Origin of the sequence: Paracoccus marinus, from assembly GCF_007018965.1 — a bacterium.
In the GTDB taxonomy this organism is placed as follows: domain Bacteria; phylum Pseudomonadota; class Alphaproteobacteria; order Rhodobacterales; family Rhodobacteraceae; genus Paracoccus; species Paracoccus marinus.
In genome coordinates, this window is the sequence record NZ_VJYZ01000010.1 from 91,329 (window position 1) to 117,164 (window position 25,836).

At 70.8% G+C, this 25,836-nt stretch carries 25 protein-coding genes; 11 read left to right on the forward strand and 14 right to left on the reverse strand.

What is annotated here, in order from left to right:
- Positions 1-10 precede the first annotated feature (10 nt).
- The 4 genes from FNF32_RS06180 to FNF32_RS06195 are packed head-to-tail and all read right to left on the reverse strand — an operon-like array spanning position 11 to position 4,481.
- Positions 11-1,180 carry a saccharopine dehydrogenase C-terminal domain-containing protein gene (locus tag FNF32_RS06180; protein WP_131674757.1) on the reverse strand — a complete coding sequence of 390 codons (1,170 nt, stop codon included), beginning with the start codon at positions 1,178-1,180 and terminating at the stop codon, positions 11-13.
- Positions 1,177-2,238, reverse strand: a complete 1,062-nt coding sequence (locus FNF32_RS06185; protein ID WP_131674758.1) for a saccharopine dehydrogenase — start codon at positions 2,236-2,238, stop codon at positions 1,177-1,179. The genes FNF32_RS06180 and FNF32_RS06185 overlap by 4 nt, the downstream gene beginning before the upstream one ends.
- 27 nt (positions 2,239-2,265) lie before the next feature.
- Positions 2,266-3,096: a C40 family peptidase gene (locus tag FNF32_RS06190; protein ID WP_131674759.1), complete on the reverse strand. Its 831-nt coding sequence runs from the start codon at positions 3,094-3,096 to the stop codon at positions 2,266-2,268.
- Positions 3,096-4,481: a leucyl aminopeptidase family protein gene (locus FNF32_RS06195; RefSeq protein ID WP_131674760.1), complete on the reverse strand. Its 1,386-nt coding sequence runs from the start codon at positions 4,479-4,481 to the stop codon at positions 3,096-3,098. The genes FNF32_RS06190 and FNF32_RS06195 overlap by 1 nt, the downstream gene beginning before the upstream one ends.
- A gap of 196 nt (positions 4,482-4,677) precedes the next feature.
- Here FNF32_RS06195 and FNF32_RS06200 point away from each other — a divergent pair, with 196 nt between their 5' ends.
- The gene (locus tag FNF32_RS06200; protein ID WP_131674761.1) at positions 4,678-5,700 is read left to right on the forward strand and encodes an aspartate-semialdehyde dehydrogenase; all 1,023 of its coding nucleotides are present in this window, start codon (positions 4,678-4,680) and stop codon (positions 5,698-5,700) included.
- Between the two features lie 156 nt (positions 5,701-5,856).
- On the opposite strand, the gene FNF32_RS06205 is transcribed toward FNF32_RS06200, so the two are convergent.
- Positions 5,857-6,498, reverse strand: a complete 642-nt coding sequence (locus FNF32_RS06205; RefSeq protein ID WP_131674762.1) for a carbonic anhydrase — start codon at positions 6,496-6,498, stop codon at positions 5,857-5,859.
- Between the two features lie 143 nt (positions 6,499-6,641).
- On the opposite strand from FNF32_RS06205, the gene FNF32_RS06210 reads away from it, so the two are divergent.
- Positions 6,642-7,022, forward strand: coding sequence for a hypothetical protein (locus tag FNF32_RS06210; protein ID WP_131674763.1), 381 nt, complete (start codon positions 6,642-6,644; stop codon positions 7,020-7,022).
- A 24-nt stretch (positions 7,023-7,046) separates the two neighbouring features.
- On the opposite strand, the gene FNF32_RS06215 is transcribed toward FNF32_RS06210, so the two are convergent.
- The 4 genes from FNF32_RS06215 to uraH all read right to left on the reverse strand — a co-directional run bounded on the left by FNF32_RS06215 (position 7,047) and on the right by uraH (position 10,401).
- The gene (locus FNF32_RS06215) at positions 7,047-7,661 is read right to left on the reverse strand and encodes a glycosyltransferase family 29 protein (RefSeq protein ID WP_131674764.1); all 615 of its coding nucleotides are present in this window, start codon (positions 7,659-7,661) and stop codon (positions 7,047-7,049) included.
- A complete protein-coding gene (locus FNF32_RS06220; RefSeq protein ID WP_131674780.1) occupies positions 7,658-8,710 on the reverse strand; it encodes a glycosyltransferase family 4 protein in 1,053 nt (350 codons plus the stop codon). Before FNF32_RS06220 ends, FNF32_RS06215 begins: the two co-directional genes overlap by 4 nt.
- 102 nt (positions 8,711-8,812) lie before the next feature.
- Entirely contained in the window at positions 8,813-10,054 is a 1,242-nt protein-coding gene (locus FNF32_RS06225; protein ID WP_131674765.1) for a urate hydroxylase PuuD, read from the reverse strand.
- Positions 10,051-10,401: a hydroxyisourate hydrolase gene (gene uraH, locus FNF32_RS06230; RefSeq protein ID WP_131674766.1), complete on the reverse strand. Its 351-nt coding sequence runs from the start codon at positions 10,399-10,401 to the stop codon at positions 10,051-10,053. The genes FNF32_RS06225 and uraH overlap by 4 nt, the downstream gene beginning before the upstream one ends.
- Positions 10,402-10,569: 168 nt before the next feature.
- On the opposite strand from uraH, the gene FNF32_RS06235 reads away from it, so the two are divergent.
- Complete coding sequence (locus FNF32_RS06235) at positions 10,570-11,055, forward strand: ureidoglycolate lyase (protein ID WP_246087710.1); 486 nt, start codon at positions 10,570-10,572, stop codon at positions 11,053-11,055.
- 38 nt (positions 11,056-11,093) lie between these two features.
- Here FNF32_RS06235 and FNF32_RS06240 read toward each other — a convergent pair whose 3' ends face one another.
- Both FNF32_RS06240 and FNF32_RS06245 read right to left on the reverse strand, forming a co-directional pair.
- Positions 11,094-12,440, reverse strand: coding sequence for an 8-oxoguanine deaminase (locus FNF32_RS06240; RefSeq protein WP_131674768.1), 1,347 nt, complete (start codon positions 12,438-12,440; stop codon positions 11,094-11,096).
- A 1-nt stretch (position 12,441) separates the two neighbouring features.
- Positions 12,442-13,941 (reverse strand): nucleobase:cation symporter-2 family protein, encoded by a 1,500-nt coding sequence (locus FNF32_RS06245; RefSeq protein WP_131674769.1) that lies wholly within the window; start codon positions 13,939-13,941, stop codon positions 12,442-12,444.
- Positions 13,942-14,566: 625 nt separating this feature from the next.
- Here FNF32_RS06245 and FNF32_RS06250 point away from each other — a divergent pair.
- The 5 genes from FNF32_RS06250 (at position 14,567) to FNF32_RS06270 (ending at position 18,743) form a co-directional block, all read left to right on the forward strand.
- The gene (locus tag FNF32_RS06250) at positions 14,567-15,049 is read left to right on the forward strand and encodes an Lrp/AsnC family transcriptional regulator (protein ID WP_131674770.1); all 483 of its coding nucleotides are present in this window, start codon (positions 14,567-14,569) and stop codon (positions 15,047-15,049) included.
- A 52-nt stretch (positions 15,050-15,101) separates the two neighbouring features.
- Entirely contained in the window at positions 15,102-16,688 is a 1,587-nt protein-coding gene (gene purH, locus FNF32_RS06255; protein ID WP_131674771.1) for a bifunctional phosphoribosylaminoimidazolecarboxamide formyltransferase/IMP cyclohydrolase, read from the forward strand.
- Positions 16,689-16,923: 235 nt separating this feature from the next.
- Complete coding sequence (gene lspA, locus FNF32_RS06260; RefSeq protein WP_185961884.1) at positions 16,924-17,448, forward strand: signal peptidase II; 525 nt, start codon at positions 16,924-16,926, stop codon at positions 17,446-17,448.
- A 31-nt stretch (positions 17,449-17,479) separates the two neighbouring features.
- A complete protein-coding gene (locus tag FNF32_RS06265; protein WP_131674772.1) occupies positions 17,480-17,989 on the forward strand; it encodes a DUF3035 domain-containing protein in 510 nt (169 codons plus the stop codon).
- Positions 17,990-18,146: 157 nt separating this feature from the next.
- The gene (locus FNF32_RS06270; protein ID WP_131674773.1) at positions 18,147-18,743 is read left to right on the forward strand and encodes a VUT family protein; all 597 of its coding nucleotides are present in this window, start codon (positions 18,147-18,149) and stop codon (positions 18,741-18,743) included.
- A 329-nt stretch (positions 18,744-19,072) separates the two neighbouring features.
- On the opposite strand, the gene FNF32_RS06275 is transcribed toward FNF32_RS06270, so the two are convergent.
- On the reverse strand, positions 19,073-20,257 hold the full coding sequence (locus FNF32_RS06275) for an acetyl-CoA C-acyltransferase family protein (protein WP_131674774.1): 1,185 nt from the start codon (positions 20,255-20,257) through the stop codon (positions 19,073-19,075).
- Positions 20,258-20,454: 197 nt separating this feature from the next.
- Between FNF32_RS06275 and FNF32_RS06280 the strand changes: the two genes are divergently transcribed.
- On the forward strand, positions 20,455-21,033 hold the full coding sequence (locus FNF32_RS06280) for a transglycosylase SLT domain-containing protein (protein WP_131674775.1): 579 nt from the start codon (positions 20,455-20,457) through the stop codon (positions 21,031-21,033).
- A gap of 66 nt (positions 21,034-21,099) precedes the next feature.
- On the opposite strand, the gene FNF32_RS06285 is transcribed toward FNF32_RS06280, so the two are convergent.
- Both FNF32_RS06285 and FNF32_RS06290 read right to left on the reverse strand, forming a co-directional pair.
- Positions 21,100-21,684, reverse strand: coding sequence for a LolA family protein (locus tag FNF32_RS06285; protein ID WP_131674776.1), 585 nt, complete (start codon positions 21,682-21,684; stop codon positions 21,100-21,102).
- 117 nt (positions 21,685-21,801) lie between these two features.
- Entirely contained in the window at positions 21,802-23,025 is a 1,224-nt protein-coding gene (locus FNF32_RS06290; protein WP_131674777.1) for an FAD-dependent monooxygenase, read from the reverse strand.
- Positions 23,026-23,196: 171 nt separating this feature from the next.
- On the opposite strand from FNF32_RS06290, the gene FNF32_RS06295 reads away from it, so the two are divergent.
- Both FNF32_RS06295 and FNF32_RS06300 read left to right on the forward strand, forming a co-directional pair.
- Complete coding sequence (locus FNF32_RS06295; RefSeq protein WP_131674778.1) at positions 23,197-24,534, forward strand: amidase; 1,338 nt, start codon at positions 23,197-23,199, stop codon at positions 24,532-24,534.
- A gap of 113 nt (positions 24,535-24,647) precedes the next feature.
- On the forward strand, positions 24,648-25,835 hold the full coding sequence (locus FNF32_RS06300; RefSeq protein ID WP_131674779.1) for an aminotransferase class I/II-fold pyridoxal phosphate-dependent enzyme: 1,188 nt from the start codon (positions 24,648-24,650) through the stop codon (positions 25,833-25,835).
- Position 25,836: the final 1 nt, after the last annotated feature.

The window sequence follows — 25,836 nt, forward strand, 5'->3', positions numbered from 1 at the left end:
GGGCGCGCGGTCAGCGGCTTTCCGGGCGCATGACCTGCGGGGTCTCGTCCATGTGGTTCACCTTGGCCATGTGGTCGGCCACGTGCCCGACTTCGGCCAGCCATTCGCCGACCATCAGGGGATCGTCAGGGGCGGCGTGGACCCCCGGGGGGAAGGCGCCGCCATCCACCGCCGCCGCCGCCAGCGCGACCGGGTTCGACACCAGCCGCGCCATCGCCGAGCCCTTGTGCGAACCCTGCGCGTCCAGCACCCATTCCTTGTCGAACACCGCAGCGCCGTCCCGTTCGGCACGCAGCCGCACGAACAGGACCACCCGGTCTGGTTCCTGCGGGTCATAGGCGTGGCTGGCCCACAGCTCGTCCGCCATCTGCTGCAGGCGCACGTCGCCTTCGGGGCCGGTCAGCCCCTCGACCTCGGCGAAGATGTCGGCCCATGCCTCGGACCAGCCCTTCAGGCGGATGGTGCCGCGGACGAAATCGTGCAGCGTCCATTGGGGATCGAAGCCGTAGTGGTCGATGAACTCGGTCGAGTCGCGGTTGGGATAGATCTCGAACCGCTCGGGCGTGGGCAGGGGCGCGTCATAGGGTTCGATCGCGTGCCACGGACGTTCGACCACGCGGTCCGCGCCGCCCCGGATCGACCGCGAGGGGGCGCGCAGCGCGCGCAGCACGCCCAGCGGCGACCAGCTGAACTTGTAGCGGAACGGGTTGGGATGGCGCGGGATGCCGCCGCAATAGCTCGTAAAGCTGACCACATCGCCCGGCTGCGCGATCTGGCGGTAGTCGGCGACCAGGTCGTGGGCCATCAGGTGGTCGATGCCGGGATCCAGCCCGACTTCGTTCACCAGCGCGACGCCGGCGTCGCGCGCGCGCGCGTCCATCGCCGCCATCGCGGGCGAGATGTAGGACGAGCTGACGAAGTTCGCGCCCGCGTCCAGGCACAGCTCGGCGATGCCGGGATGCAGGTCGGCGGGCAGCATCGACACGACCGTGTCGCCGGGCCGGACGGCGGCGCGGATGTCGTCCAGCGAAAAGCCGTGGATGTCGTCGGTGAGGTCGCCCACCGCCGCCTGCGCCACGTCCAGTTCCCGGTTCCAGACCGTGACCTTGCGCCCCTCGGCCAGAAGCCTCCGCAGGCCGGGGACCGACGACAGCCCGGTGCCTATCCAGTGGATCGTCATGCGGGAACCCCCTTCAGCGTGGTGTCGAAGACGTCGGCCGCGCGGCCCCACGGCCCTGTGTCCAGCCGGTCAAGCTGGCGCAGCACCGGCAGCAGCTGCTGGGAATAATCAAGGCTCGATTCACGCGGCAGCAGCGACGGCAGGTTGTCGATCGCCATCACGTCGAGCGGCGGGTGGTCGGCCACCCGCACGGCGGGCGCGATCCAGTTCGTGATCCGGTCATAGACCGGCACCGGGTTGTAGGGCCCGTCGGGGTCGCAGGCCACGTCGCCGATCACCGTCAGGCGGCGCGGGCCGCCGAGCGCCGCGTGCGGGACGAACACCGGGCTGCCGGGGCGGGCGAAGATGCAGTTCAAAAACAGGTCGTGGGCCATGATTTCGGGGAACGGCCCGCCGTGGCTCGTATCCGCCGATCCCCAGCGGGTGACGGGCAGGCCCATCTCGGCCAGCAGGTCCGACGCGCCGGTGCCGACCCGCCCGCGCGCGCCAACGACGATCGCGGTGGGTCGCGCCTGCCCGGTCGCGTCGATTTCGGCCCGCAGCGCATCGGTCAGCGCGTGGCGGTCGGGATAGGGATCGACCGGGCCGCAGATCTCGCCCCGCTGCTGGGCGGCCCAGCATTTCAGGCTGACCGCCGCGCCCGCGAACCCGGCCCAATAGCCGAACGCGGCCAGCCTGCGCCCGCTTTCGTCCACCAGGTATTCCAGATCGTAAAGCCGCCCCCCGCCGGCGCGGAACCGCCTGAGCAGCGTCTCGGCCGAGCGCTGGCCCTTGAAGGCGTGGCCGAACATGATGTGGCGGTGCGGCAGGACGGAATTGTCCTCGGGCAGTTCCTTGAGGCCAAAGACGATGGCGTCGGGCGGGGCTGCGGTCCACGATCCTTCGGGGGCGATCCGCGCGCCCGCCGCCGCGTAGCCGTCGATCGGCAGGATGCGGCGGGCGCTGTCCTCGACCGTGACGGTGAAGCCCTGGGCGATCAGGTCGGCCACGCCGTCGGGGGTGATCCCGACCCTGTCCTCGTTCCGCCGGCTTTCGGCGCGGACCCACAGATGCGTCATGCGGCGATCCTTTTCATCAAAGACCCGTCAGGGAAACTGGTGCGCCGGGGTGGCCGTGGGCCGCCGCGCGCCCCGGAACGGCCCGTCGCCCGCCGCGTCGATGCGGGCGATGGCGGCGGCGATATCCTCGGTCACGACCGACATGGTGAAGGCGGTCGCGTGGACCATGGTCGAGCCGTCCAGCGCCATGGCGACATGGCCGGGCCAGAACAGCAGGTCGCCGCGCCGGATGTCGGCGGTTTCGGGGAACGCCTGCGCCTGCAGGTCGCTGTCGCCGGGGCAGGCGATGGCACAGGCGTGAAGCGCCGCCTGCGCCAGACCCGAGCAGTCGATCCCCGCGCGGCTGTTTCCGCCCCAGAGATAGGGCGTGCCCAGCAGCGACAGCGCCACGGCGGCGGGATCGGCGGCGGGTTCGGCGGCGATGTGCTGGACCGGGACGTAAAGCCCGTCGGTCAGGCGGACGAACCTGCCCTCGATGCCTGCGACCGACAGCCGCGCGCCAAGGGACAGGCCGATCCGCTCGCCCTGCTTGAAGTCGGGATGGGGATACAGATGCGTCGCGGGCGCGCTGACGCGGTGGGTGATCGGCGTCAGGTCGTCGGTCAGGTGGCTGGTCACCACCCAGCCGCAATAGCCGTCGGCGGCGGCCTGCACAAAGGACCAGCCGTCGCGATCCTCGATCACCGTCACGTCGGCGCCCAGAAGCAGCTGCCGGTCACGGGCGCCCTGCGGCGCGCGGCGCAGGTCCGACAGCGCGGCGGCGATCCGCATCGGGCGGCCGTCGGTCATCGTCTCGCGCGCGATGCCCACGCCGCGAAGCGCGGTGCGGTCCGACGCCGGGCTCAGGCGGCGGTCCATCAGGCGATGCCCGGCAGCGCGTGCAGGATCGCGCGCATCCCCTGGCCCACGCCGCCCTTGGCGCGTCCGGGCGCAGGCGAAGGCTGCCAGCCGTAGATGTCGAAATGGGCGTAGGCGGCCGCGCCTTCGGTGAAGCGGCGCAGGAACAGCGCGGCGGTGATCGCGCCCGCGAAGCCGCCGCCCGGCGCGTTGTCGAGATCGGCGATCGTCGGCTCGATCAGCGCCTCGTAGGGTTCCCAGAACGGCATCCGCCAGATCGGGTCGGCGTTGTCGCGGCCCGCGTGGTAAAGCGCGTCCGCGATCCGCTCGTCATCGCAGAAGAACGGCGGCAGGTCCGGGCCCAGCGCGACCCGCGCGGCCCCCGTCAGCGTCGCCATGCTGACGAGCAGCGCGGGCTTTTCCTCGGCCGCGAGCGCCAGCGCGTCGGCCAGCACCAGCCGCCCTTCGGCGTCGGTGTTGTTGATTTCGACCGTCGGGCCCTTGCGGCTGGTCAGCACGTCGCCGGGACGGAAGGCGTTGCCCGCGATCGCGTTTTCCACCGCCGGGATCAGCACCCGCAACCCGCCCGCGCGCCCCAGCCGGGCCAGCGTCTCGGCAAGGCCCAGCACGTTCGCGGCCCCGCCCATGTCCTTTTTCATCAGCAGCATCGAGGCGGCGGGCTTGATGTCCAGCCCGCCGGTGTCGAAGCACACGCCCTTGCCGACCAGCGTGACCGCGGGCCCTTCGCCCGGAAAGCGGATGTCGATCAGCCGCGGCGCTTGCGCGGCGGCGCGCCCGACCGCGTGGATCATGGGAAAGTTCCGCGCCAGCAGGTCGTCGCCCGCGATGACCGTGATCCCGGCGCCGTGGCGTTCCGCCAGCGCGCGCGCCGCCGCTTCCAGCGCGTCCGGGCCCATGTCCGAGGCGGGTGTGTTGATGAGATCGCGGGCGAGGTATTCGCCCGCCGCCTGCGCCAGCACCAGATCGGCGTCCACGCCCGGCGGGCAGACCAGCCGCGCGCGCGGCGGCTCGCCCTTCTTGTAGCGGTCGAAGCGGTATTCCGCGAACAGCCAGCCGAGCGCGCCGTGGGCGAGGTCGTAGTTTTCGGGCGCCGCCTTGATCCGCCAGCTTCCCGCAGGCAAGGCGTCGGCCGCGCGGGCCAGGGTGAAGCGTTCGCGCGCGGGCCGGTCGGCGGGTGTCGCGGGCGTGCCGATGCCGAACAGCGCGCCGCAAAGGCCGGCGTCGCCCGGCAGCAGGCAGACCTGCCCCGGCTTGCCCGTGAACCCCGTCGCCGCGGGCCACGCCGGATCGACGCCGTCGGGCAGGATCGGCCCGTCCGCGCCCTGCGGCACCAGCCACAAGGGGCGGCTGTCTGCGTCGGCGGCGGCAAAGGCGGGCGGGGTCATCGGCAGGCTCCTGCTGGCAGTGGAATGTTTGTCGGCGCGATCATGGCACAATGGAAGCCCGGCGGGCATCCTGCCAGCGCACGGCTTCAATCCGCCAGCGCGCAGGGGGCGCGGCCCACGCACCGTAAATCCTGCGCCCTTCACTTTTCCCGGCGTTTCCGCTAACCGCGCACGTCTGCACCTGAAAGGAACGTCGATGGGCTACAAGGTCGTCGTCGCGGGCGCCACGGGGAACGTGGGCCGCGAAATGCTGAACATCCTCGCCGAGCGGGAGTTTCCGGCCGACGAGGTCGTGGCGCTCGCCTCGCGCCGCAGCCTCGGGACCGAGGTCAGCTTCGGCGACAAGACCCTCAAGACCCGCGATATCGAGGGCTTCGACTTCACCGGCTACGACATCGCGCTGTTCGCGATCGGGTCCGAGGCGACGAAGCAGTATGCCCCCATCGCCGCCAAGGCGGGCTGCGTCGTGATCGACAACTCCAGCCTTTATCGCTACGACCCCGACGTGCCGCTGATCGTGCCCGAGGTGAACGCCGACGCGATCACGGGCTATGCCAAGCGCAACATCATCGCCAACCCCAACTGCTCGACCGCGCAGATGGTCGTGGCGCTGAAGCCGCTGCACGACCGCGCCCGGATCAAGCGCGTCGTCGTCGCGACCTACCAGTCGGTCAGCGGCGCGGGCAAGGACGGCATGGACGAGCTGTGGTCACAGACCAAGGGCATGTACGTGCCGGGGCAGGAGGTCGCGCCGAAGAAGTTCCAGAAGCAGATCGCCTTCAACGTGATCCCGCAGATCGACGTGTTCCTGGATTCCGGCGACACCAAGGAAGAATGGAAGATGGTCGCCGAGACCAAGAAGATCCTCGACACCAAGGTGAAGGTCACGTCGACCTGCGTCCGGGTGCCGGTGTTCGTCGGCCACTCCGAGGCGATCAACGTCGAGTTCGAGGACTTTCTGGACGAGGACGAGGCCCGCGACATCCTGCGCGAGGCGCCCGGCGTCCTGGTGATCGACAAGCGCGAGCCCGGCGGCTACGCGACCCCGGTCGAATGCGTCGGCGACTACGCGACGTTCGTGTCGCGGATTCGGCAGGATTCCACGGTCGAAAACGGCCTGAACCTGTGGTGCGTCAGCGACAACCTGCGCAAGGGCGCGGCGCTGAACGCGGTGCAAATCGCCGAGCTGCTGGGGAATCGGGTGCTGAAGAAGGGGTGAGGGGCGGCCGCAAACAGTCCGGTGGACTGTTTGCAGCCCCGAACGCCCGAAGCGCAAGCGAAGGGCCGGAGGAGGGGCGGCCGCAGCGGCAGCGAAGGCCAGAGGATCGCCACCCCCCCCCACGCAAAAGGGCGCCCCACCGGCGCCCTTCCCCCCTCAGATCACGTGAAACCCGCTGTCGTCCAGCTGCCACAGCCGTCCGTCGCCGATGTCGTGGACGAGGCCGTGCAGCGTCATCTCGCCCGCCTCGACCTTGGCCGCGACGAACGGGAAGGTCATCAGGTTTTCCAGCGACACGACCACCGCCTGCCGTTCCAGTTCACCGATCCGCTCGGGCTCGGGCAGGTCTTTCACCCGCTCGTAGCCGGGGCGCAGGATGTCCATCCAGCGGCCGACGAAGCTGGTCTTTTCCTCGAGCTCGGGCGCGTGGCCCGAACACATCGCAAGGCAGCCCGCGACGCCGCCGCAATTCGTGTGCCCCACGACGATCAGGTGCGCGACCCGCAGCGTCTGCACCGCGTATTCCACCGCGGCCGACGTCCCGTGCTGTTCGCCGTCGGGCGCGTAGGCCGGCACCAGGTTTGCGATGTTGCGGTGGATGAAGAACTCGCCGTTGTCGGCCCCGAAGATCGAGGTGACGTGGACCCGCGAATCGCAGCAGGAAATCACCATCGCCCGCGGCCGCTGGCCATCCTCGGCAAGCCTGCGGTACCAGGCGCGGTTTTCGGTGAACGCTGTCGCCTTCCAGCCGTGATAGCGCTGGACGAGATAGCTCGGCAGGGCCGTGACGTTCCGCATGGCGCACCCCTCGGGTTGTTTCGCGCCCGAGTCTTAGAAGCGAAAAGCCTAAAGTTCGAGAGGCTTATCCGGGCCCGTGTAAGCTTTTCTTGACCCCGACGTGACAATGTTCCTGCGACCCAAGAGGAAGCGACAGGATCGACATGGCGACGTTGGCCAGGCTGGACATCACCGAGGACGTGCGCTTCGACGGGCGCAGGCTGGGCGCGATCATGGACGAGCTGGGCGAAAGCACGGCCGAAAGCGTCATCTGCGCGGCGCTGGAACAGCTGGCGAACGGGCTGTCGGCGACCCGCCGCGCGGCCCTTGCGGGGGATCGCGCGGGGACGGTGGCGCAGGCGGAATCGGTGGCGCGGCTGGCGTGGCAGCTTGGCCTCGTGTCGCTGGCGGGCGTCGCCGTGGACGTGGGGCGCTGCGCCGATCACCGCGATCAGGCGGCGCTGTCGGCGACGATGGCGCGGATGATGCGGGTCGGCCGCCGCTCGCTGACCGAGATCTGGGACGGGGTGGATATCGTCGCCTGACGCGGGGGACGGGCGCGGCCCGTATCAGTTCAGGTGCAGGCGGGGGTCCGACCGGGCGCGCGCGCGGACCCAGCCCGCCTCGGCGGCGAAGTCATGGGGCACGTCCGCCGCGGTGCGCCGCCCCGACAGCGACTGCGAGGCGAAGAAGTCGAAGCCGTAAAGGTCGAGCCGCGCCAGCCCCGACCGCAGGCACAGGTCGATCATCATCGCCCCGGTGGTGGGCGGCGCGGCCAGCCGCGCCTTGAGCGCGCGATAGTCGCTCAGCGGGTGCAGGTAGAAGCCGGGCGCGCGCGCCGTGCGCCAGTCCAGCCGCTTGCGCTTGGGCGACATCCACAGGACCCGCCCCGGCGCGATCCGGTCGCGGTCGGCGCCCGGCAGGCGCGTCGCCAGCGCCAGCCAGTCGGTGCGGATGCCGTGGCTTGTCCGCGCGGGCATCGGAGCGCGGTTGATGCGGATCACCAGATCGGCCGCGTCGATCGCCGCGCCGTGGCGCGCGGCCGCAAGCGCGCGGGCGTTGCCCACAAGCGCGACCCGGCGGCCGTCCAGTGCCGCCAGAAGATCGCGCTGCGGCACCGACAGCGCCGCCAGCGCGGTCTCGTCGCGCAGGGTCCGCGCAAGCAGGAAGCGCCAGCGCGTCACGCGAGAAGCTTCAGGTAGATGTCCACGATCGCCCGCGCCTCGACCTCGATTGCGTGGTTGCGGACCACGTGGCGGCGCGCGACCTCGCCCGCCCGCGCCCGCGCCGCGTCGTCGCCCAGCCAGCGGTCCAGCGCCCGGGCCAGCGCGTCCGCGTCGTCGCGCGGGACCAGCGTGCCGGTGTCGCCGTCGCGGATCAGCGCCTCGTACGCGCCGGCGCGGCTGGCGATGACGGGAACCCCGCAGGCCATCGCCTCGAGCGGGGTCAGGCCGAACCCTTCCCACCGCGCAGGCGCGGCGAACAGGTCCAGCGCCTGGTAGTGGCGGACGACCTGCTCCCACGGGATCTCGCCCAGGAAGCGGACGCGGTCACCGATCCCGGCGGCGCGGGCGCGGGCCATCAGGTCGCCGGCGAAGGCGCGGTTGTCGGGGGTGATGCGGCCGGTGAAGATCAGCTGCGCGCGGGGGTGGCGCGGAAAGACGCGGATCGCCGCCTCGACCAGCAGGTCCACGCCCTTTTGCGCCCGGACCCGCCCGAAGCAGCCGACCAGCACCGCGTCGGGGTCAAGGCCAAGGTCGCGGCGCAGCGCCGCCCGGTCGGGCGCGGGGCGGAACACGTCCGTATCGACCCCGTGCAGGATCACCGTCGCCGGCCGTTCCAGAAAGCCCGCGGCCTGCGGCGAGGTCGCGATCACCGCGTCCTGCCGCCGGATCAGCCAGCGGGTCAAACCGGTATGCGCCCGCTGCGCCGCGCTGGTGAACAGCAGCCGGTAGCGCCGCCGCAGCAGGTGGCGCAGGACCAGCCCCAGCAGCATTTCGGTGTTCCGCCGCGCGTGCCAGACCCGCCAGCGGTCGCGCGGCAGGGTCGCCGCGCGGGCGAGGGGGACGTGGGGCAGGTTGTCCGGCAGCCCCGGCCCCGTGGTCACGATCCCGATCATCCGCGCCTGCACCGGCACCAGCCGCACCACGGTCGCGGTCACGCCCGACAGGCGGCGCTTGAGGTTCGGGGCCACGACCTCGATCAGGCTGCTGCGGGGGGCGGGCGTGGGCATCGGCGGACCATCGGACAAGGGGCGACCCGCCAACCCATACACGGGATGCGGCCGGGTTCGCCACTGCCGGGCGGCGGGGTGGCGCGGCGTCGGCGTGCGGCCTCAGTTCGCCGCCAGCCGCGCACCGGTCGCCGACCGGAACCAGTCGCGCAGCACGGCGCGTTCCGGGGGCTCGATGTAGCTGACGTTGGCGGGCGGCATCGCATCGGTCAGCCCGGCCTGAAGGTAGATGCCGCGGGCCGCGCGGGCGATCTGGGCGTCGGTTTCCAGCATCACGCCGCGCGGGGCGGTGGCGATGCCGGGCCAGCCGGGTTCGGCCGCGTGGCACATGGAACAGCGGCTGAACACCACGTCGCGCACCCGCTCGAAATGCGGATCGGCGACAAGGGCCTGCTCGCGCGCCGACAGCCGGGCTTCCTCGTCGGGCAGCGCCTGCGTGCCCACCGTGGACAGCCACACGACGCCTGCGAACAGCAGCGCCGTCACCCCCCAGGTCCACCACGGCCATGTCCGCCGCGCGTGCTTGGTGTTGAAGAAATGCCGGATCGTCACGCCCATCAGGAACACCAGCGCCGCGATCAGCCAGTTGAACCGGCTGGCGAAGGCAAGGGGGTAATGGTTCGACAGCATCAGGAACACGACCGGCAGCGTCAGGTAGTTGTTGTGGGTGCTGCGCAGCTTGGCGATCTTGCCGTATTTCGGGTTCGGCTTGCGCCCCGACTTGAGGTCGCGGACGACGATCCGCTGGTTCGGCATGATGATGAAGAACACGTTCGCCGTCATGATCGTGGCCGTGAACGCGCCCAGGTGCAGCAGCGCCGCGCGTCCCGTGAACACCTGGTCATAGCCCCAGGCCATCACCACCAGCAGCACGAACAGAAGCAACATCAGCGCGATCGGCCGCTCGGCCAGCTCGCTCTTGCACAGGCGGTCGTAGATCAGCCAGCCGATGCTGAGCGACGCGGCCGAGATCAGGATCGCGGCCCGGACCGACAGTTCCATCTTGGCCGGGTCGATCAGGAACAGCTCGGCCTGCGCCCAGTACACGACCATCAGCAGCGCCGCGCCGGACAGCCAAGTGGCGTAGCTTTCCCATTTGAACCAGGTCAGATGCTCGGGCATCCGCTCGGGCGCGACGAGGTATTTGGTGATGTGGTAGAAGCCGCCGCCGTGGACCTGCCATTCCTCGCCGTGCGCGCCTTGCGGCAGCCCCGGCGCGCGCTGCAGGCCAAGGTCCAGCGCGATGAAATAGAAGGACGACCCGATCCACGCGATGGCGGTGATGACGTGCAGCCAGCGGATCGCGAACGACGCCCAGTCGTGCAGGATGACATAGTCCATCAGCTTCCCCGATAGGTCGAATAGCCGTAGGGCGAAACCAGCAGCGGCACGTGGTAGTGATCGTCCGCGGCCATCCCGAAGCGGATCGGCACCTCGTCCAGAAACCGCGGCGCGGGTCCGGGCGCATCCTGCGCGTCAAGCCACGCGCCGACGTGGAACACCAGCTCGTAGGCGCCGGCGGCGAAGCGGGCCTCCGGCAGGATCGGCCCGTCGGTGCGGCCGTCGGCGTTGGTCGTGACCTGCGCCAGCTCGCGCCGCCCGCCGTCCAGCGCGTAAAGCGTGATCCGCATCCCGGCGGCCGGGCGACCCGTGGCCGTGTCCAGAACATGCGTGGTGAGATAGCCTGCCATGCGTCCCCCTTTGTCAGTCCCTGCCGGCGCTTCGTCCGGCGCTCGGCGTTCTTCTGCATCATGCATAGCGCGTGGCCGCGCGCCACGCCCAAGGGTGCGGCGCCGTCCGGTGTTTATCGTTCCGCAGAATACTGGCATCAGGAAGGGCGCGCAAAGAAGGAGCAGCCCTTGACCCGCCGGATCGTCGCCCGCCTTCTGACACCCACGGATTTCGCCCCCTTCGGGCAGGTGATCGAGGCCGCGGGCGCGCCCGACCGGATCATCAACGCCGGCCGCTGCGGCCGCTTCCACGATCGCGCCCGTCCGGAGATCGAGGGGAGGACGGGGATATCCGTTTTTCGCTCGGAAACCGTGGCGCTTCCTTACAGCTTCACGCTGGTGGAACGGCACCCCCTCGGCAGCCAGGCGTTCCTGCCGATGGCGCAGGACCCGTTTCTTGTCATCGTGGTGCCCGATGCGGGCGGGCGGCCGGGCGCGCCGCTGGCATTTGTCGCGGCGCCGGGGCAGGGGATCAACATCGGCCGCAACGTCTGGCACGGCGTGCTGACGCCGCTGGCGGGTCCGGGCCTGTTCGCCGTGGTCGACCGCTGCGACGAGGGGCCGAACCTGGAAGAATACCTGTACGACGAGCCGTGGACGGTGGTCGCGGGCTAGCCCCCGTTTATCAGACCCCGCCCATCAGCCGCCGTCCATCAGCCGCCGTCCATCAGCCGCCGCACCGCGCGGTTCGCGTCGGCCGCGATCGCGGTTTCGTCGGCGGTCGTCAGGCGGTGGTCGTCGACGACCGCGCGGCCTTCGACATAGACCGCGCGCGGCCGGATCGGCGCGCCGAACACAAGCGCCGCGACCGGGTCCCAGTGCCCGGCGGCGGCGATGTCGCCCAGGTTCCACAGCACGAGGTCCGCCCGCATCCCCGGCGCAAGGTGGCCGATGTCGGACCGACCCAGCACCCGCGCGCCGCCGCGGGTCGCGATCTCAAGCGCCTCGCGGGCGCCCATCGCGGCAGGGCCGTCCCGAAGCCGGGCGACCAGCATTGCCTGCCGCGCCTCGAGCCCAAGGTGGCTGCTGTCGTTCGACGCCGACCCGTCCACGCCAAGCCCCACGGGGACGCCCGCGTCGCGCATCGCGCGCACCGGCGCGATGCCGCTGGCAAGCCGGGCGTTGGAACAGGGGCAATGTGCGACCCCGGTGCCGGTGCGGGCGAACAGCGCGATTTCCGCGGGCGACAGCTTCACGCAATGGGCGTGCCACACGTCCTCGCCCGTCCAGCCGACGCTTTCGGCGTAATCGCCCGGGGTCAGGCCGAACATGCGGCGGGAATAGTCCACGTCCTCGGCGTTCTCGGCCAGGTGGGTGTGCAGCCGCACGCCCTTTTGCCGCGCGAGGATGGCCGCGTCGCGCATCAGCTCGCGGCTGACCGAGAAGGGCGAGCACGGCGCCAGCGCCACCTGCACCATCGCGCCGGGCTGCGGGTCGTGAAAGGCGCCCACGACCCGCTCGCAGTCGCGCAGGATCGCGTCCTCGTCCTCGACCAGCGCGTCGGGGGGCAGGCCGCCCTTGCTTTCGCCGATCGACATCGACCCGCGCGTCGCGGTGAAGCGGATGCCGATGTCGGCCGCCGCCTCGATGCTGTCGTCTAGCCGCGCGCCGTTCGGGAAAAGATACAGGTGATCCGACGAGCAGGTGCAGCCCGACAGCGCCAGCTCCGCCAGCCCGAGCCGGGCCGAGGCGCGGATGTCGCCGGGCGTCATCCGCGACCAGATCGGATAAAGCGTCCGCAGCCACCCGAACAGCGCCGCGTCCTGCGCGGCCGGCACCGCGCGGGTCAGGGTCTGGAACAGGTGATGGTGCGTGTTGACGAGGCCGGGGGTGACGACGCAGCCCCCGGCTTCGACCACATGGGCCCCGTCGCGCGGCAGGTCGGGCCCGACCGCGGCGATCACGCCGCCGTCGATCAGGACGTCGCCGCCCGCGATCTCGCGCCGCTGGTCGTCCATGGTGACGACCGCCAGCGCGCCCCGGATCAGCGTGCGCGCCATGTCAGTGGCTGTCCGCTGCGTGACCGGCGCGGCGGATGTCCGCCTCGTCGGCGTGCGGCGCGCCGTTGAAGAACCAGTTCAGCAGCACCGCCGCGATCGCCGCCAGCAGGATCCCCGAGTGCAGGAGCGAATCCAGCGACTTGGGCATCCACTGCCCGAAGTTCGGCGCGGCCATCGGGATCATCCCCAGCCCTACCGCGATGGCCACGATGAACATGTTGTGCCGGTTGCCCTTGAAATCGACGTTGGACAGGATGCGGATCCCGGTCGCGGCGACGGTCCCGAACATCACCAGTCCGGCGCCCCCCAGCACCATCGTCGGCAGCGATTCGATCAGCGCGCCCATCTTGGGGATCAGCCCCAGCACGATCATGATCGCCCCGCCCGCCACGCAGACGAAGCGCGACCGCACCCCGGTGACGCCGACGAGCCCCACGTTCTGCGAAAACGAGGTATAGGGAAAGGTGTTGAAGATGCCGCCTATGGCGGTTCCCAGACCGTCCGCGCGCAGCCCGGCCGACAGGGCCGCGGGCGTGACCTTCCGCTCGCAGATGTCACCCAGCGCAAGGAACATGCCGGTCGATTCGATCATCGTCACGAACATGACCAGCACCATCGTCAGGATCATCACCGGATCGAACATCGGCGCGCCGAAGTGGAACGGCGCGATCGGCGCGAACCACGGCGCGGCGGCCACCGCGTCGAAGTCCATCTTGCCCAAGCCCAGCGCCAGCAGCGCGCCCGCCGCGATCCCCAGCAGCACGGCGATGTTGGCGACGAACCCGCGCGCGAAGCGCGAGATCAGCAGGATGATCGCCAGCACCGCAAGCGCCACCGCGATGTTGCCCGGCGCGGCATAGGCCGCGTTCGGAACCGACGGGGCCAGCGCCACGCCCTGCGGAACGCCGCCCGCCGTCCGCGCCGCCTCAAGCCAGGCCGCGTGGGCGGGGTCCACCAGCTGCGGCGCGGTCGGTCCGACCGGCAGGCCGAAGATCCAGTTGATCCCGACCGGCATCAGGCTGATCCCGATCACCAGGATCACCGTGCCGGTGACGACGCTGGGAAAGAACCGCAGCAGCCGCCCGACCAGCGGCGCGATGAAGATCGCGATCACGCCCGCGGCCATGATCGCGCCGAACAGCATCCGCGCGCCGTCGGGCCCGGGATGGCTGCCCGCGATCGCGACCATCGGGCCCACGGCGGCGAAGGTCACGCCCATCATCACCGGCAGCCGCACGCCAAACCACTGCGTGGCGCCGAGGCTCTGGATGATCGACACGATCCCGCAGACGAACAGGTCGGCCGAGATCAGGAACGCCACGTCGCGCGGTTCCAGCGCAAGCGCGCGGCCCACGATCAGCGGCACGGCGATCGCGCCCGCGTACATCACCAGCACATGCTGGAACCCCAGCGTGAGCAGCCGGGGCAGCGGCAGCATCTCGTCCACCGGGTGCACGCGCTGCGGGCCGGGCTTGCGGAACGGTTCGGTCGCGTCGGTCATCACTATCTCCTTCCCTCGCCGGCGGCGCGTGGCCGGCCATCGTTGCGGCCCCCGCCGGGCGCCCGTTGGCCGGGCGTCCCGCGACTGAAGGTGGCTCGGGCTCGATGATCATCGGGCACGCGGCGGGTCGCAAGATCGAAACGGTGAAAGCCGCATCCGGCGCGTGCGCGCAGCGCGGCAGGGCCGCAGCGCGGGGGCCCGCAGCGTGGGGGGTGGAGTGCGCAGCCCCGAAGGGCTGCGCACGAGGGCCGGCAAAGCCGATCCGTGAACCTGCGCGCGATCCGCCGTCAACAACGTAACGGTCAAACTTTCACACCGGCGGTGCGCACAATCCGGCTCAGGCCGGACTTTCCGCTGATCAGCGGCACGGAAATTGTGCCGCTGCCGATCCGGCCCCTCCGACGAGACGCCACGAATGTCGCATCCTCATCGTCCCGGCCGCAGGCGTGCAATACTCGCCAACCTTCACGCTCGTCTCGACGAGACGGGTACCGGCTGCGCTGCCTGCGCCCTTCGGGCAATCAACGGTCTTCGGAAATGTTGCACGTCTACGCAGCGGAATGGTTGCATTATCGGTGCGACTTGACAGGGTGGGTGCGAGTTTTTTACGGCGTATCAAGATTTCATGACCGGAACTGATTTAGACGGCTTCGACATCGCCATTCTGTCCGCCCTTCAGCAGGATGGCGCCCTGACCGCCGCGGCCCTTTCCGAAGTCGTCAATCTTTCCCCCAGCCAGTGCGCGCGCCGGCGTTCGGCGCTGGAATCGGCAGGCATCATCCAGGGATACAGCATCCGCCTTGACGCGGACGCGCTGGGGCTGGGGTTGCGGGCCATGGTGCGGATCACGCTGCGCCGGCCGTCGGCCGATAGCGACGCCGACTTCATCCGCTTCGTCAACGCCCAGCGGCAGATCGAATCAGCGTATTCGATTTCCGGCGATGCCGACTACGTGCTGGACGTGCGCTGCCGCGACCTGGCCGAGTTCGGGACGTTCGTCCACGAATGCCTGCTGTCCCATCCGCTGATCGGGCAGGTCCGGTCGGACGTGGTGCTTCGAACCGTCAAGGACCGCGCCGCGCTGGACCTTCGTCCCGACCGGCGATAGGGGACGGCAACGCCGTTCGCCACTGGACGGCGCAGCTGTCCAGAGGGCCCGCATGACCCGCACCATCCCGCTTCGCCGCGCGCTGATTTCCGTATCCGACAAGTCCGGCCTGATCGACTTCGCCCGCGCGCTGGCGGATCGCGGGGTCGAGCTTCTGTCCACCGGCGGCACCTCGGCCGCGCTGCGGCAGGCGGGGCTGCCGGTGCGCGACGTGGCGGACGTGACGGGTTTCCCCGAGATGATGGACGGCCGCGTCAAGACGCTGCACCCGGCGGTCCATGGCGGCCTGCTGGCACTGCGCGACGACGCGGGCCACGTGGCGTCGATGAAGGAACACGGGATCGAGCCGATCGACCTGCTCGTGGTGAATCTGTATCCGTTCGAGGCGACGGTGGCCAAGGGCGCGGCGTATGACGACTGCGTCGAGAACATCGACATCGGCGGCCCGGCGATGATCCGCGCGGCGGCCAAGAACCACGCCTTTGTCACCACCATTGTCGACGTGGACGACTACGCCACGCTGCTGGAGGAGATGGACGCCAACGAAGGCGCGACCACCGAACCCTTCCGCAAGCGCATGGCGCAGGCGGCCTATGCCCGCACCGCGGCCTACGACGCGGCCGTGTCCACGTGGATGGCGGGCGCGATCGGGGCCGACACCCCGCGCCGCCGCGCCTTTGCGGGAACGCTGGCGCAGCCCCTGCGCTACGGCGAGAACCCGCACCAGCAGGCGGCGTTCTATACCGACGGCTCGAACCGCCCCGGCGTCGCCACCGCGCGCCAGTGGCAGGGGAAAGAGCTGTCCTACAACAACATCAACGACACCGACGCCGCGTTCGAGCTGGCGGCCGAGTTTCCCGCCGCCGCCCCCGCCGTGGCGATCATCAAGCACGCGAACCCCTGCGGCGTGGCGCAGGCGGACACGCTGGAAGCGGCCTACCGCCGCGCCTTCGACTGCGACCGCACCTCGGCCTTCGGCGGCATCGTCGCGCTGAACGGCACGCTCGACGAGGCGACGGCTCGCGCCATCGCCGAGATCTTCACCGAGGCGGTGATCGCCCCCGATGCGACCGACGCCGCGCGCGAGGTGTTCGCGGCCAAAAAGAACCTGCGCCTGCTCACGACCGGCGGCATGCCCGACCCGCACGCGGGCGGGCTGACGTTCCGGCAGGTCGCAGGCGGCTTTCTTGTCCAGGGGCGCGACAACGGCCACGTGGCGCGCGCCGACCTGCGCGTCGTCACCCAACGGGCGCCGACCGAGGCCGAGCTTGCCGACCTGATGTTCGCGTGGACCGTCGCCAAGCACGTCAAGTCGAACGCCATCGTCTATGCCCGCGACGGCGCGACCGTGGGAATCGGCGCGGGCCAGATGAGCCGGGTGGACAGCACCCGCATTGGCCGCCGCAAGTCCGAGGACATGGCCCAGGCGCTGGGCCTGCCCGCCCCGCTGAGCGAAGGGGCGGCGGTCGCGTCGGACGCGTTCTTCCCCTTTGCCGACGGGATCGAGGCGCTGGCCGAAGCCGGCGCCCGCGCGGTGATCCAGCCCGGCGGGTCGATGCGCGACGCCGAGGTGATCGCGGCCGCCGACCGGCTTGGCCTTGCGATGGTCTTTACCGGCCAGCGCCATTTCCGGCACTGAGGGCGGGGCGATGACCGACGATCCCGATCGCGGCCCTGCCGTCGCCCCCGATTCGGCCCCGGCCGAAAAGCCCGCGCCGAAGCCGCGAAAGCCGCGCGCCACGCCCAGCGTGAAAAAGCCCGCCGCGTCGGGCGCGCGCCTTGGGCCCGCGTCCTCGAAACAGGTGGTCAGCCGCAAGCGCATGGTCCCCGCCGCGCCCCCGCCTGCGTCGTCCGCGTCCCCCGCGCGCCCGGCGCTGCGGCTTGCGCTGATCGTGGCTGCGCTGATCGTGGCCGTGGACCAGCTGTCGAAATACGTCGTCGTCCACGCGCTGAAGCTCAAGGACATCCAGGAAATCACCGTGTGGGAGCCGTGGCTGAACCTGCGGATGGCGTGGAACCAGGGCGTGAACTTCGGCCTGTTCAGCTCGGACGTCGAGGTGATGCGCTGGGTGCTGGTCGCGGTCGCGCTGGCGGTCTGCGTCTGGGTCGCGGTTTGGCTGTGGCGGACGCGCCCGGGGCGGCTGGCGCAGCTGTCGGCGGGGCTGCTGGTGGGCGGCGCGCTGGGCAACGTCATCGACCGGGTGGCCTATGGCGCGGTCGCGGATTTCCTGAACATGTCGCTGCCGGGCTGGCGCAACCCCTACAGCTTCAACGTGGCCGACATCGCGATCTTCGCGGGCGCGATCGGGCTGGTGTTCCTGCCCGCGCGCGAGGCGGCGGACGGCGGCGGCGCGGGGCCGGGCGACAAGACCCGTGACGGGCGCGGCAAGACGCGCTAAGACGGCGCGACGATTTCTGCGGGAGTGTGAGATGCGGCTGATCGCGCTGGGACTTTCCCTTGCCATGCTGGCCGCGTGCAGCGGCGGCACCGCGCTGCGCAACCCGCAAGCGGGCGGCGACGGCCCGGACGAATTCGCGATCGTTCCCACCCGCTCGTTGCAGATGCCCCCGGACCTCGCGCAGCTGCCCGCGCCGACACCGGGCGGCGGCAACATCACCGACCCGACCCCGGTCGCCGATGCGGTGGCGGTGCTGGGCGGCAACCCCGGGCAGCTTTCGGCCAGAGGGATCGGCGCGGCCGATGGGGCGCTGGTCGCCTATGCCTCGCGCGGCGGGGTGGAACCCGGCATCCGCACCGTCGTCGCGCGCGAGGATGCTCAGGTGCGGTCCGGCCAGCGGCGGCGCCCGCTCGAGGTGCTGGCGGGCACCGACGTCTATAACCGCGCCTACCGCCGCCAGACGCTGGACAGCTGGGCCGAGCTTGGCCGCTGGCGCCCGACCGGGGTCCAGACCCCGTCGGCCCCGCCGCCGGCCGAGTGATCCTGGTTCCGTGATCGCGGACCGGCCCTTTGCGGCCGACCGCTTGACAGACCCGCATTGAAGCCCGTAAGCCGCCCCCGTCCCGAACGCGGGCGGCAATCGGCCGCTCGCTTCCCCGGGGCCGAGTTGTCCGCGACCTTGTAAAACGGAACTTCCGATGCGCTTTCTTCTGCCCGCCATTCTGGCGATGGGCTCTGTCGTCGTTGCCTCCAACATCCTCGTGCAGTTCAGGCTGGGCGAATGGCTGACCTGGGGGGCGATGACCTATCCCTTTGCATTCCTCGTGACCGACATCACCAACCGCATCCACGGCGCGGCCGCCGCGCGGCGCGTGGTGCTGTTCGGGTTCCTGGTCGGGATCGTCTGTTCGCTGATCGCGGCGGGCGCCGGCACCACCACGGTGCGGATCGCGCTCGCCTCGGGGGCCGCGTTCCTGATCGCGCAGATGATCGACGTCGCGATATTCGAGCGGCTGCGCCATGTCGGCTGGTGGCAGGCGCCGTTCCTGTCGTCGGTGGTCGGATCGGCGCTCGACACGCTGCTGTTCTTCGGCATCGCCTTCGCCGCGTTCCTGCCGCACGACGCCAACACCGGCTGGGCGACCCAAGGCGTGCCGCTGCTGGGCGCGGGCCCGCTGGCGCCGGTCTGGGCCTCGCTCGGGATGGCCGACTGGCTGGTCAAGATCTTGCTTGCGGCACTTGCGCTTGTGCCTTTCAGGATGGCTATCGACAAAATATTGTCCCGGCCTGCGTGATTTGCCGTTGACAGGAATCATGGCTGTGGCAGGCTTCCAATCAGCGTCAACGCATTGAAAGGAGGTGGTCCAGTGTCGAGAGTGATGTTGGAGAGGAGTGCCGGGACAAACAGGGGGACGATCGCCTGAGGGCAGCCCCAAGGGTGAGATTCCCTGACTGGGACCGGACTAGTCCATCCCTAACCGTACCATCTCCCAGATCTCGCGGGCCGTCCCCAGGGGGCGGCCCGTTTCGTTTCTGCCGGCCGTCAAGTGCTGGCAGGCGGTCACGGAAAAGCCCGGCCGCATCGCTGCGGCCGGGCCGGCTTCAAGCCAGGTGTGGGGCCGGATCAGATCCGTTCGATCGCCACCGCGATGCCCTGGCCGCCGCCGATGCACATGGTGATGAGGGCCTTCGACCCGCCGGTCCGTTCCAGCTCGTACATCGCCTTGACAGTCAGGATCGCGCCGGTCGCGCCGACCGGGTGACCCAGCGCGATGGCGCCGCCGTTCGGGTTCACCCGCGCCGGGTCCATGCCAAGCTCGTTGCCGACGGCCAGCGCCTGCGCGGCGAAGGCCTCGTTCGATTCGATCACGTCGAAGTCGCCGATCGACAGGCCGGTCTTTTCCATCAGCTGGCGCACGGCGGGTATCGGGCCGTAGCCCATCACCTCGGGGCGGACGCCCGCAACGGCATAGCCAAGGACGCGCGCTTTCGGCGTCAGCCCCGCGGCCTGCGCCGCATCCGCGCGCGCCAGCACGATCGCCGCCGCGCCGTCGTTGATGCCGCTGGCGTTGCCCGCGGTCACGGTGCCGTTTTCCTTGCGGAACGCCGGTTTCAGCCCGGCCAGCGCCTCGGCGCTGGTGGATTTCGGATGCTCGTCGGTGTCGAACGACACGGTGCCCTTGCGGGTCTTGACCTCGACCGGGACGATCTGGTCCTTGAAGCGCCCTTCCTCGATCGCGCGGGCGGCGCGGGTCTGGCTTTCCAGCGCAAAGGCGTCCTGGTCCGCGCGCGAGACGTTGCTTTCGCTCGCCACGTTCTCGGCGGTGATGCCCATGTGGCCGGTGCCGAAGGGGCAGGTCAGCGCGCCGACCATCATGTCGACGGCCGTCTGGTCGCCCATCTTGGCGCCGTGCCGCATGGAGGGGATGACATAGGGCGCGCGGCTCATCGATTCCGCGCCGCCGGCCACGGCGAAGTCCGCGTCGCCCAGCATCAGCGCCTGCACCGCAGACACGATCGCCTGCGCGCCCGATCCGCACAGGCGGTTCAAGTTCATCGCGGGCGTGGTGTCGGGGATGCCCGCGTTGATCATGGCGACGCGCGCCAGGTACATGTCGCGCGGCTCGGTGTTCAGGACGTGGCCGAAGACGACCGTTCCGATCTGCGCGGGCTCGACGCCCGCCCGTTCCATCGCGGCCTTGGTCACGGTCGCGGCAAGGTCGATCGGGGGCACCGAGGCAAGGCTTCCGCCGAAGCCGCCGATGGCGGTGCGGGCCCCGGACAGGATCACGATTTCAGTGTCGGCCATGGCGGCTTCCTTTTTCGGATGAATGGCTGCGTCGGCGGCAAGATAGACGCGGGACCGGCGATGGAAAAGGCCGCCGTGTGGGGACGCGCCCGCGCCCGGCGGGCAGGGTTCCGCCATCTGACACAAAGCTGATTTGCCCGGCCCCCGATTTTCCGTACATTCACCGGCAAAAATACCAAGAAAAAACGAGGCGGCAGATGAACAGGTACCTGAAACTGGGGATCATCCTTCTGGTGGCGTCCTGCGGCGGCGGCGGCGGCGGCACGCCCCCGCGCAACATCGAGAACGCCTGCGCGCTGGTGCGCGAGCGGCCCGCCTATCTGCAGGCGATGCGCGCGGCCGAGCGGCGCTGGGGCGTCCCGATCCACGTCCAGATGGCGGCGATCCACCAGGAATCCAAGTTCGTGGGCAACGCCCGCACCCCGCACCAGTATGCGCTGGGGATCATCCCGATGGGCCGGCAAAGCAGCGCCTTCGGCTATTCCCAGGCGCTGGACGGCACGTGGGAGGAGTATCTCAAGGAAACCGGCCGCGGCCGGGCGCGCCGCGACAACATCCGCGACGCGACCGACTTCATGGGCTGGTACATGAACGGATCGACCCGGCGGCTGGGGATCTCGCCCGGCGACGCGCAAAGCCATTACCTCGCCTATCACGAGGGGCGGACGGGGTTCGCGCGGGCGTCCTATCGCGGCAAGCCGTGGCTGATGACGGTGGCCGCGAACGTGGGCGTCCGGGCCGAGGTCTATCGCCAGCAGCTCGCCGCCTGCCGCTGATCCGCCACGAAAAAAGGGGCCGCGCGGCCCCTTTTTCATCCGTCTCTGCGTCCGGGCGTCCGGGCGTCAGGGCGAGGTGAAGGTCGAGGACGGGATCTGCACGCCCGTCTGCAACTCGCCCAGGATCACGGTCGTCTTCTTGCCCGAGTCGTCGGTCACGATCCACTGGCGCAGCTGCGTCGGGTTGGCCGTGAACACCATCTGGATGTTGCCGTATTCCGGGTGGGCCGGGTCCTGCGCCGTCACGACGGTCGAGTTCTTGACCTCGGAATGGGCGATGACGTTCGCTTTGCCCAGCTTGACGTTCTCGGCCAGGATGATCGAAAGCGGCGTCTTGGACAGCGGATAAACCTGCGGTCCGGTGTTCGACTTGCCGTCCTTGACGGTGACCTGCCCGGCCGATGCCACCACCAGCGTGCCGTCGCCCTTGTATTCGAACCGCACCCGGTTGGGGCGCTGGATATAGACCTTGCCGGTGCCGACCGACCCGTCCGCGTTCACCTGGGTGAAGTCCGCGACCGCCGAGCGCACCGTGTTGAGATAGCGCGACACTTCGTTGAGGGGGATCTTCTCGGCCATCGCCGGCATGGCCGAGGTGAGGGCGAAGGCGAGGGCGAGGGCGGGCGCAAGCGCGAAGGACCGAAGGTTCATGGGGGGGATCATAGCGCCTTTACAAAGCGTTGCACGTCACGAAACGGGGACGGCTCGGGCGGAAAACGCTCGCGCTGTCGTGACGGTTCCGGGGCCGGGCCGCGCGGGTAAGGGGCGCTACAGCGGCCGGCCTTCCAGCAGGCGCGGCATGGGGTCCATCGACAGCCCCGCCGCCTGCCGCATGAAGGCGCGGCGCAGCGGCCCGACCGAATTGATCGCGCCCATGCCCAGCCCGCGCGCCGTCCGCAGGACCGGGTTTCCGTTGGAAAAGAGCCGGTTCACCCCGTCCATCCCCAGCCCCATCAGCGTGGCGTCGAACCGCCGCCAGCCTTGATAACGGGCCAGCACGTCCGCCGCGCCGATGTCCTCGCCCCGCCGCTTCGCCTCGACCAGCACTTGCGCCAGCGCGGCCACGTCGCGCAGGCCGAGGTTCAGCCCCTGGCCCGCGATCGGGTGGACGCCGTGGGCGCTGTCGCCCGCCAGCGCCACGCGCGGGGCGACGTAGTCATGGGCAAGGCCAAGGGCGAGCGGATAGCTGAAGCGTGGCCCGGCCAGCGCGATCCGCCCCCGGAAATCGCCGAAGCGCGGGCGCAGCAGGTCAAGGAAGCCGTCGTCGTCCAGCCGCGCGATGGCGGCGGCGCGGGCCCTGTCCTCGGACCAGACGATCGAGCTGCGGTTGCCGGTCAGCGGCAGGATCGCGAGCGGCCCTGTCGGCATGAAGAACTGATGCGCCTCGCCGTCGTGGGGGCGCTCGTGTTCCACCGCCGCGACCAGCGCCGTCTGCGGATAGTCCCAGCCCGCCCGCCTGATCCCGGCGCGCGAGGCCACGCCGGACTGCCGTCCGTCCGCGCCGACCAGCAGCCGCGCGGACATGCGGCGCCCGTCCGACAGCACCGCCTCGATCCCGCCGGGCACGGCGTCCTGGCCTACGACCGAGGTGCCCGGAACATGCGTCACCCGGCCCTGCATGGCGTCCAGCAGCGCGCGGTACAGGTGCCGATCCTCGACCATGTGGCCGACCGCGCCTTCCTCGATTTCGGCGCTGTCGAAGACCATTGCGAACCGGTCCGCGCCTTCGCCGGGCAGCCCTTGGGTGGCCACGACCTTGCCGATCGCCTGCGCGTCGGGCGCGAGCGTCCCCCACAGCCCCAGCGCCGTCAGCAGCCTGCGCGAGGCGAGCGCCAGCGAATAGGCGCGCCCGTCGAACCCGCGCACGGCGCGGTCCGGCGCGGGGCGGGCGTCCACCACCGCGACCGCCAGCCCCGCCTGCGCGAGCGCCAGCGCCAGCGTCGGCCCGTTCAGCCCGCCGCCCGCGATGATGACGTCGTGATCGTGATCCATGTCGTGTCTCGCGCGGCGGGGTCCGCGCCAAGCTTACCCGCCGCCCCGGCCGGGGTCCATGCGGGCCGGACGCGCGCCCCCGCCCGCCCGCCGCCCGCCCCCCGCGCCATTGCCCGCGCGGCGGGGCGGGGCTAGCCTTTGCGCGTCACCCGAACCGGCGAGGGATAGCGCATGGACTGGCTCAGATCTTCGGCGACCGAACAGGGGCGGGCCGTCATGGCGGGGCTGGTCAGCCCGGTGGACCTGGCCGAGGGCTATCTTGACGCCATCGCCCGCCACCCCGACGCCGCGCGCGTCTATGCCCGCACCACGCCCGACCGCGCCCGGACCGAGGCCGTCGGCGCCCATGACCGCGCCCGCGCCGGGCTGCGGCGGGGCTTGCTGGACGGCGTGGCGCTGAGCTGGAAGGACAACATCGACAGCGCAGGCACCGCGACCGAAGGCGGGACGCGCCTGCTTGAGGGGCGGGTGCCCGGCACCGATGCGCGGCTGCTGGCCGACGCGGCCGCGCAGGGGCTGGTGTGCCTGGGCAAGACCCACCTGACCGAACTGGCGTTTTCCGGCCTTGGCGTGAACCCGTCCACCGCGACGCCGCCCAACAGCCTTGACCCGGCGCTGTGTCCGGGCGGGTCGTCGTCGGGCGCGGCGGTGTCGGTCGCGCTCGGCCTCGCGGCGGCGGCGATCGGGTCGGATACCGGCGGCTCGATCCGGGTGCCTGCGGCGTGGAACAACCTCGTGGGCTTCAAGCCGACCCACGGCGCGACCCCGATGGACGGCGTCCTGCCCCTTTGCACCAGCTTCGACAGCGTAGGCCCCATCGCCCGCACGGTCGAGGACTGCGCCGAGATCATGGCGCTGCTGACCGGCGCCCCGTCCGCCGACCTGCGCGGCGCGGACGACGTGCGCGGCCTGCGGCTGCTGGTCCTGGGCGGGCTGCCTTACGTGGACGCGCGCGAAGCCCCGGTGCAGGCGTTCGAAGAGGCGGTCCACCACCTGTCCGCCAAAGGCGCGGTCATCAGCCACGCCACGCCGCCCGAAGGCCAGCTGGCCATGGACCTCGGCACGCCCCTGTTCGGGCCCGAGGCCTACGGCCTTTGGCGCGCGCAGATCGACGTCGCGCCCGAAATGCTGGGCGCGTTCACGCTGAACCGCTTTCGCAGCGGCGCGGCGATGACGGCGATGGAGTTCGTGGAACGCTGGGCCGACCTGAAACGCGCGCGGCTTGCCTGGGCCGAGGCGGTCGCGGGCATGGACGCGGTAATCCTGCCCAGCGTCGCGTCGCTGCCGCCACCCATCGCCAGGGTCGCGGACGACGCCGACGCCTTTGTCGCGGAAAACATCCTCGCGCTTCGGAACACGCGCTTTGCGAACGTGCTGGGCCTGCCCGCGGTCACGCTTCCCACCGGGCGGCCCGCCTGCGGGATCATGCTGATGGGCGCGGGCGGGCGCGATCGCGCGCTTCTCAGGATCGCGGCGGCGGTCGAGGCCGCGCTGCGGGACCACGGGTGATTCGCGCAAGCCTCGCCCGCCTGCCAGCTGCGCCCTGTGGCTGGACGCAATGGCGAAATGCCGGTAATGTTGCCCCAAACGGGGCGACAACGATCCCGTAACCCGAGGCAGCAATGGCAGATCCCGAGCGGTTTTCGAACCTGCCCGAATACGCGTTTCCGCGCCTGCGCCGGCTTCTGGCCGACGTGACCCCGCCCGCTGGCGTGGCCCCCGTCGTCATGACCATCGGCGAGCCGCGCCATGCCATCCCCGACTTCGTCGCGCCCACGCTGGCGCGCTCGGTGGGCGAGCTTGCGAAATACCCGCCGAACGAGGGCACGCCCCAGTTCCTCGACGCCGTGTCGGGCTGGCTGCAGACCCGCTACGGGCTCGACATCGCGCCCGACCGGATCACCGCGCTCAACGGCTCGCGCGAGGGGCTGTTCAACGCGGCGCTGGCGCTGTGCCCGGAACGCAAGAACGGCGGCCAGCCGGTCGTGCTGATCCCGAACCCGTTCTATCAGGTCTATGCCGTCGCCGCCGCCGCCGTGGGGGCGCGCGCGGTGTTCGTGCCGGCGACCGACGCCACCGGGCACCTGCCCGACTATGCCGCGCTGGACCCGGCGGTGCTGGACGCGACCGCGATCTGCTATCTGTGTTCGCCCGCGAACCCGCAGGGGTCGGTCGCCGACCGCGACTATCTGGAACGGCTGATCGCGCTGGCCGAGCGGCACGACTTCGTCGTCTTCGCCGACGAGTGCTATTCCGAGATCTGGCGCGACGCCCCGCCCCCCGGCGCGCTCGAGGTGGCCGAGGCGATGGCCCTGCCCGAGCGCGTCGTCGTCTTCAACTCGCTCAGCAAGCGGTCGAACCTGCCGGGTCTGCGCGCAGGGATCGCCGTGGGATCGCGGGCCAACATCTCCCGCCTGCGGGTCCTGCGCAGCTATTCCGGCGCGCCGGTGCCGCTGCCGATGCAGCGCGTGGCCGAGGTCGCCTGGGCGGACGAGGCGCATGTGGCGGCGAGCCGGGCGCTCTACCAGGAAAAATACGCCATCGCCGACCGGGTGCTGGGGAACGTGCCGGGCTACAAGGGTCCGGCGGGCGGGTTCTTCCTGTGGCTGCCGGTCGATGACGGCGAGGCGTCGACGATCCGGCTGTGGCGCGAGGCGGGCGTGCAGGTGCTGCCGGGCGCCTATCTCTCGCGCGAGGTGGACGGCGTGAACCCCGGCGCGGGCTTTGTCCGGGTGGCGCTGGTGGGGCCCGCGGACGAAACCGAGGCCGCGCTGATCCGCATCCGCGACGTGCTGTACGAAAGGGGCTGAA

Bases quoted from the DNA above. Each gene is read 5' to 3' on its own strand.
- FNF32_RS06285 (WP_131674776.1), bottom strand. From the start codon at position 21,684: ATGAACCTTCGGTCCTTCGCGCTTGCGCCCGCCCTCGCCCTCGCCTTC.
- FNF32_RS06245 (WP_131674769.1), bottom strand. From the start codon at position 13,941: ATGACCGACGCGACCGAACCGTTCCGCAAGCCCGGCCCGCAGCGCGTG.
- FNF32_RS06300 (WP_131674779.1), top strand. From the start codon at position 24,648: ATGGCAGATCCCGAGCGGTTTTCGAACCTGCCCGAATACGCGTTTCCG.
- FNF32_RS06240 (WP_131674768.1), bottom strand. From the start codon at position 12,440: ATGGCGCGCACGCTGATCCGGGGCGCGCTGGCGGTCGTCACCATGGAC.
- FNF32_RS06295 (WP_131674778.1), top strand. From the start codon at position 23,197: ATGGACTGGCTCAGATCTTCGGCGACCGAACAGGGGCGGGCCGTCATG.
- FNF32_RS06250 (WP_131674770.1), top strand. From the start codon at position 14,567: ATGACCGGAACTGATTTAGACGGCTTCGACATCGCCATTCTGTCCGCC.
- FNF32_RS06265 (WP_131674772.1), top strand. From the start codon at position 17,480: ATGCGGCTGATCGCGCTGGGACTTTCCCTTGCCATGCTGGCCGCGTGC.
- FNF32_RS06290 (WP_131674777.1), bottom strand. From the start codon at position 23,025: ATGGATCACGATCACGACGTCATCATCGCGGGCGGCGGGCTGAACGGG.
- uraH (WP_131674766.1), bottom strand. From the start codon at position 10,401: ATGGCAGGCTATCTCACCACGCATGTTCTGGACACGGCCACGGGTCGC.
- FNF32_RS06185 (WP_131674758.1), bottom strand. From the start codon at position 2,238: ATGACGCATCTGTGGGTCCGCGCCGAAAGCCGGCGGAACGAGGACAGG.
- FNF32_RS06190 (WP_131674759.1), bottom strand. From the start codon at position 3,096: ATGGACCGCCGCCTGAGCCCGGCGTCGGACCGCACCGCGCTTCGCGGC.
- FNF32_RS06280 (WP_131674775.1), top strand. From the start codon at position 20,455: ATGAACAGGTACCTGAAACTGGGGATCATCCTTCTGGTGGCGTCCTGC.
- FNF32_RS06195 (WP_131674760.1), bottom strand. From the start codon at position 4,481: ATGACCCCGCCCGCCTTTGCCGCCGCCGACGCAGACAGCCGCCCCTTG.
- FNF32_RS06270 (WP_131674773.1), top strand. From the start codon at position 18,147: ATGCGCTTTCTTCTGCCCGCCATTCTGGCGATGGGCTCTGTCGTCGTT.
- purH (WP_131674771.1), top strand. From the start codon at position 15,102: ATGACCCGCACCATCCCGCTTCGCCGCGCGCTGATTTCCGTATCCGAC.
- FNF32_RS06180 (WP_131674757.1), bottom strand. From the start codon at position 1,180: ATGACGATCCACTGGATAGGCACCGGGCTGTCGTCGGTCCCCGGCCTG.
- FNF32_RS06220 (WP_131674780.1), bottom strand. From the start codon at position 8,710: ATGCCCACGCCCGCCCCCCGCAGCAGCCTGATCGAGGTCGTGGCCCCG.
- FNF32_RS06210 (WP_131674763.1), top strand. From the start codon at position 6,642: ATGGCGACGTTGGCCAGGCTGGACATCACCGAGGACGTGCGCTTCGAC.
- FNF32_RS06275 (WP_131674774.1), bottom strand. From the start codon at position 20,257: ATGGCCGACACTGAAATCGTGATCCTGTCCGGGGCCCGCACCGCCATC.
- FNF32_RS06200 (WP_131674761.1), top strand. From the start codon at position 4,678: ATGGGCTACAAGGTCGTCGTCGCGGGCGCCACGGGGAACGTGGGCCGC.
- FNF32_RS06205 (WP_131674762.1), bottom strand. From the start codon at position 6,498: ATGCGGAACGTCACGGCCCTGCCGAGCTATCTCGTCCAGCGCTATCAC.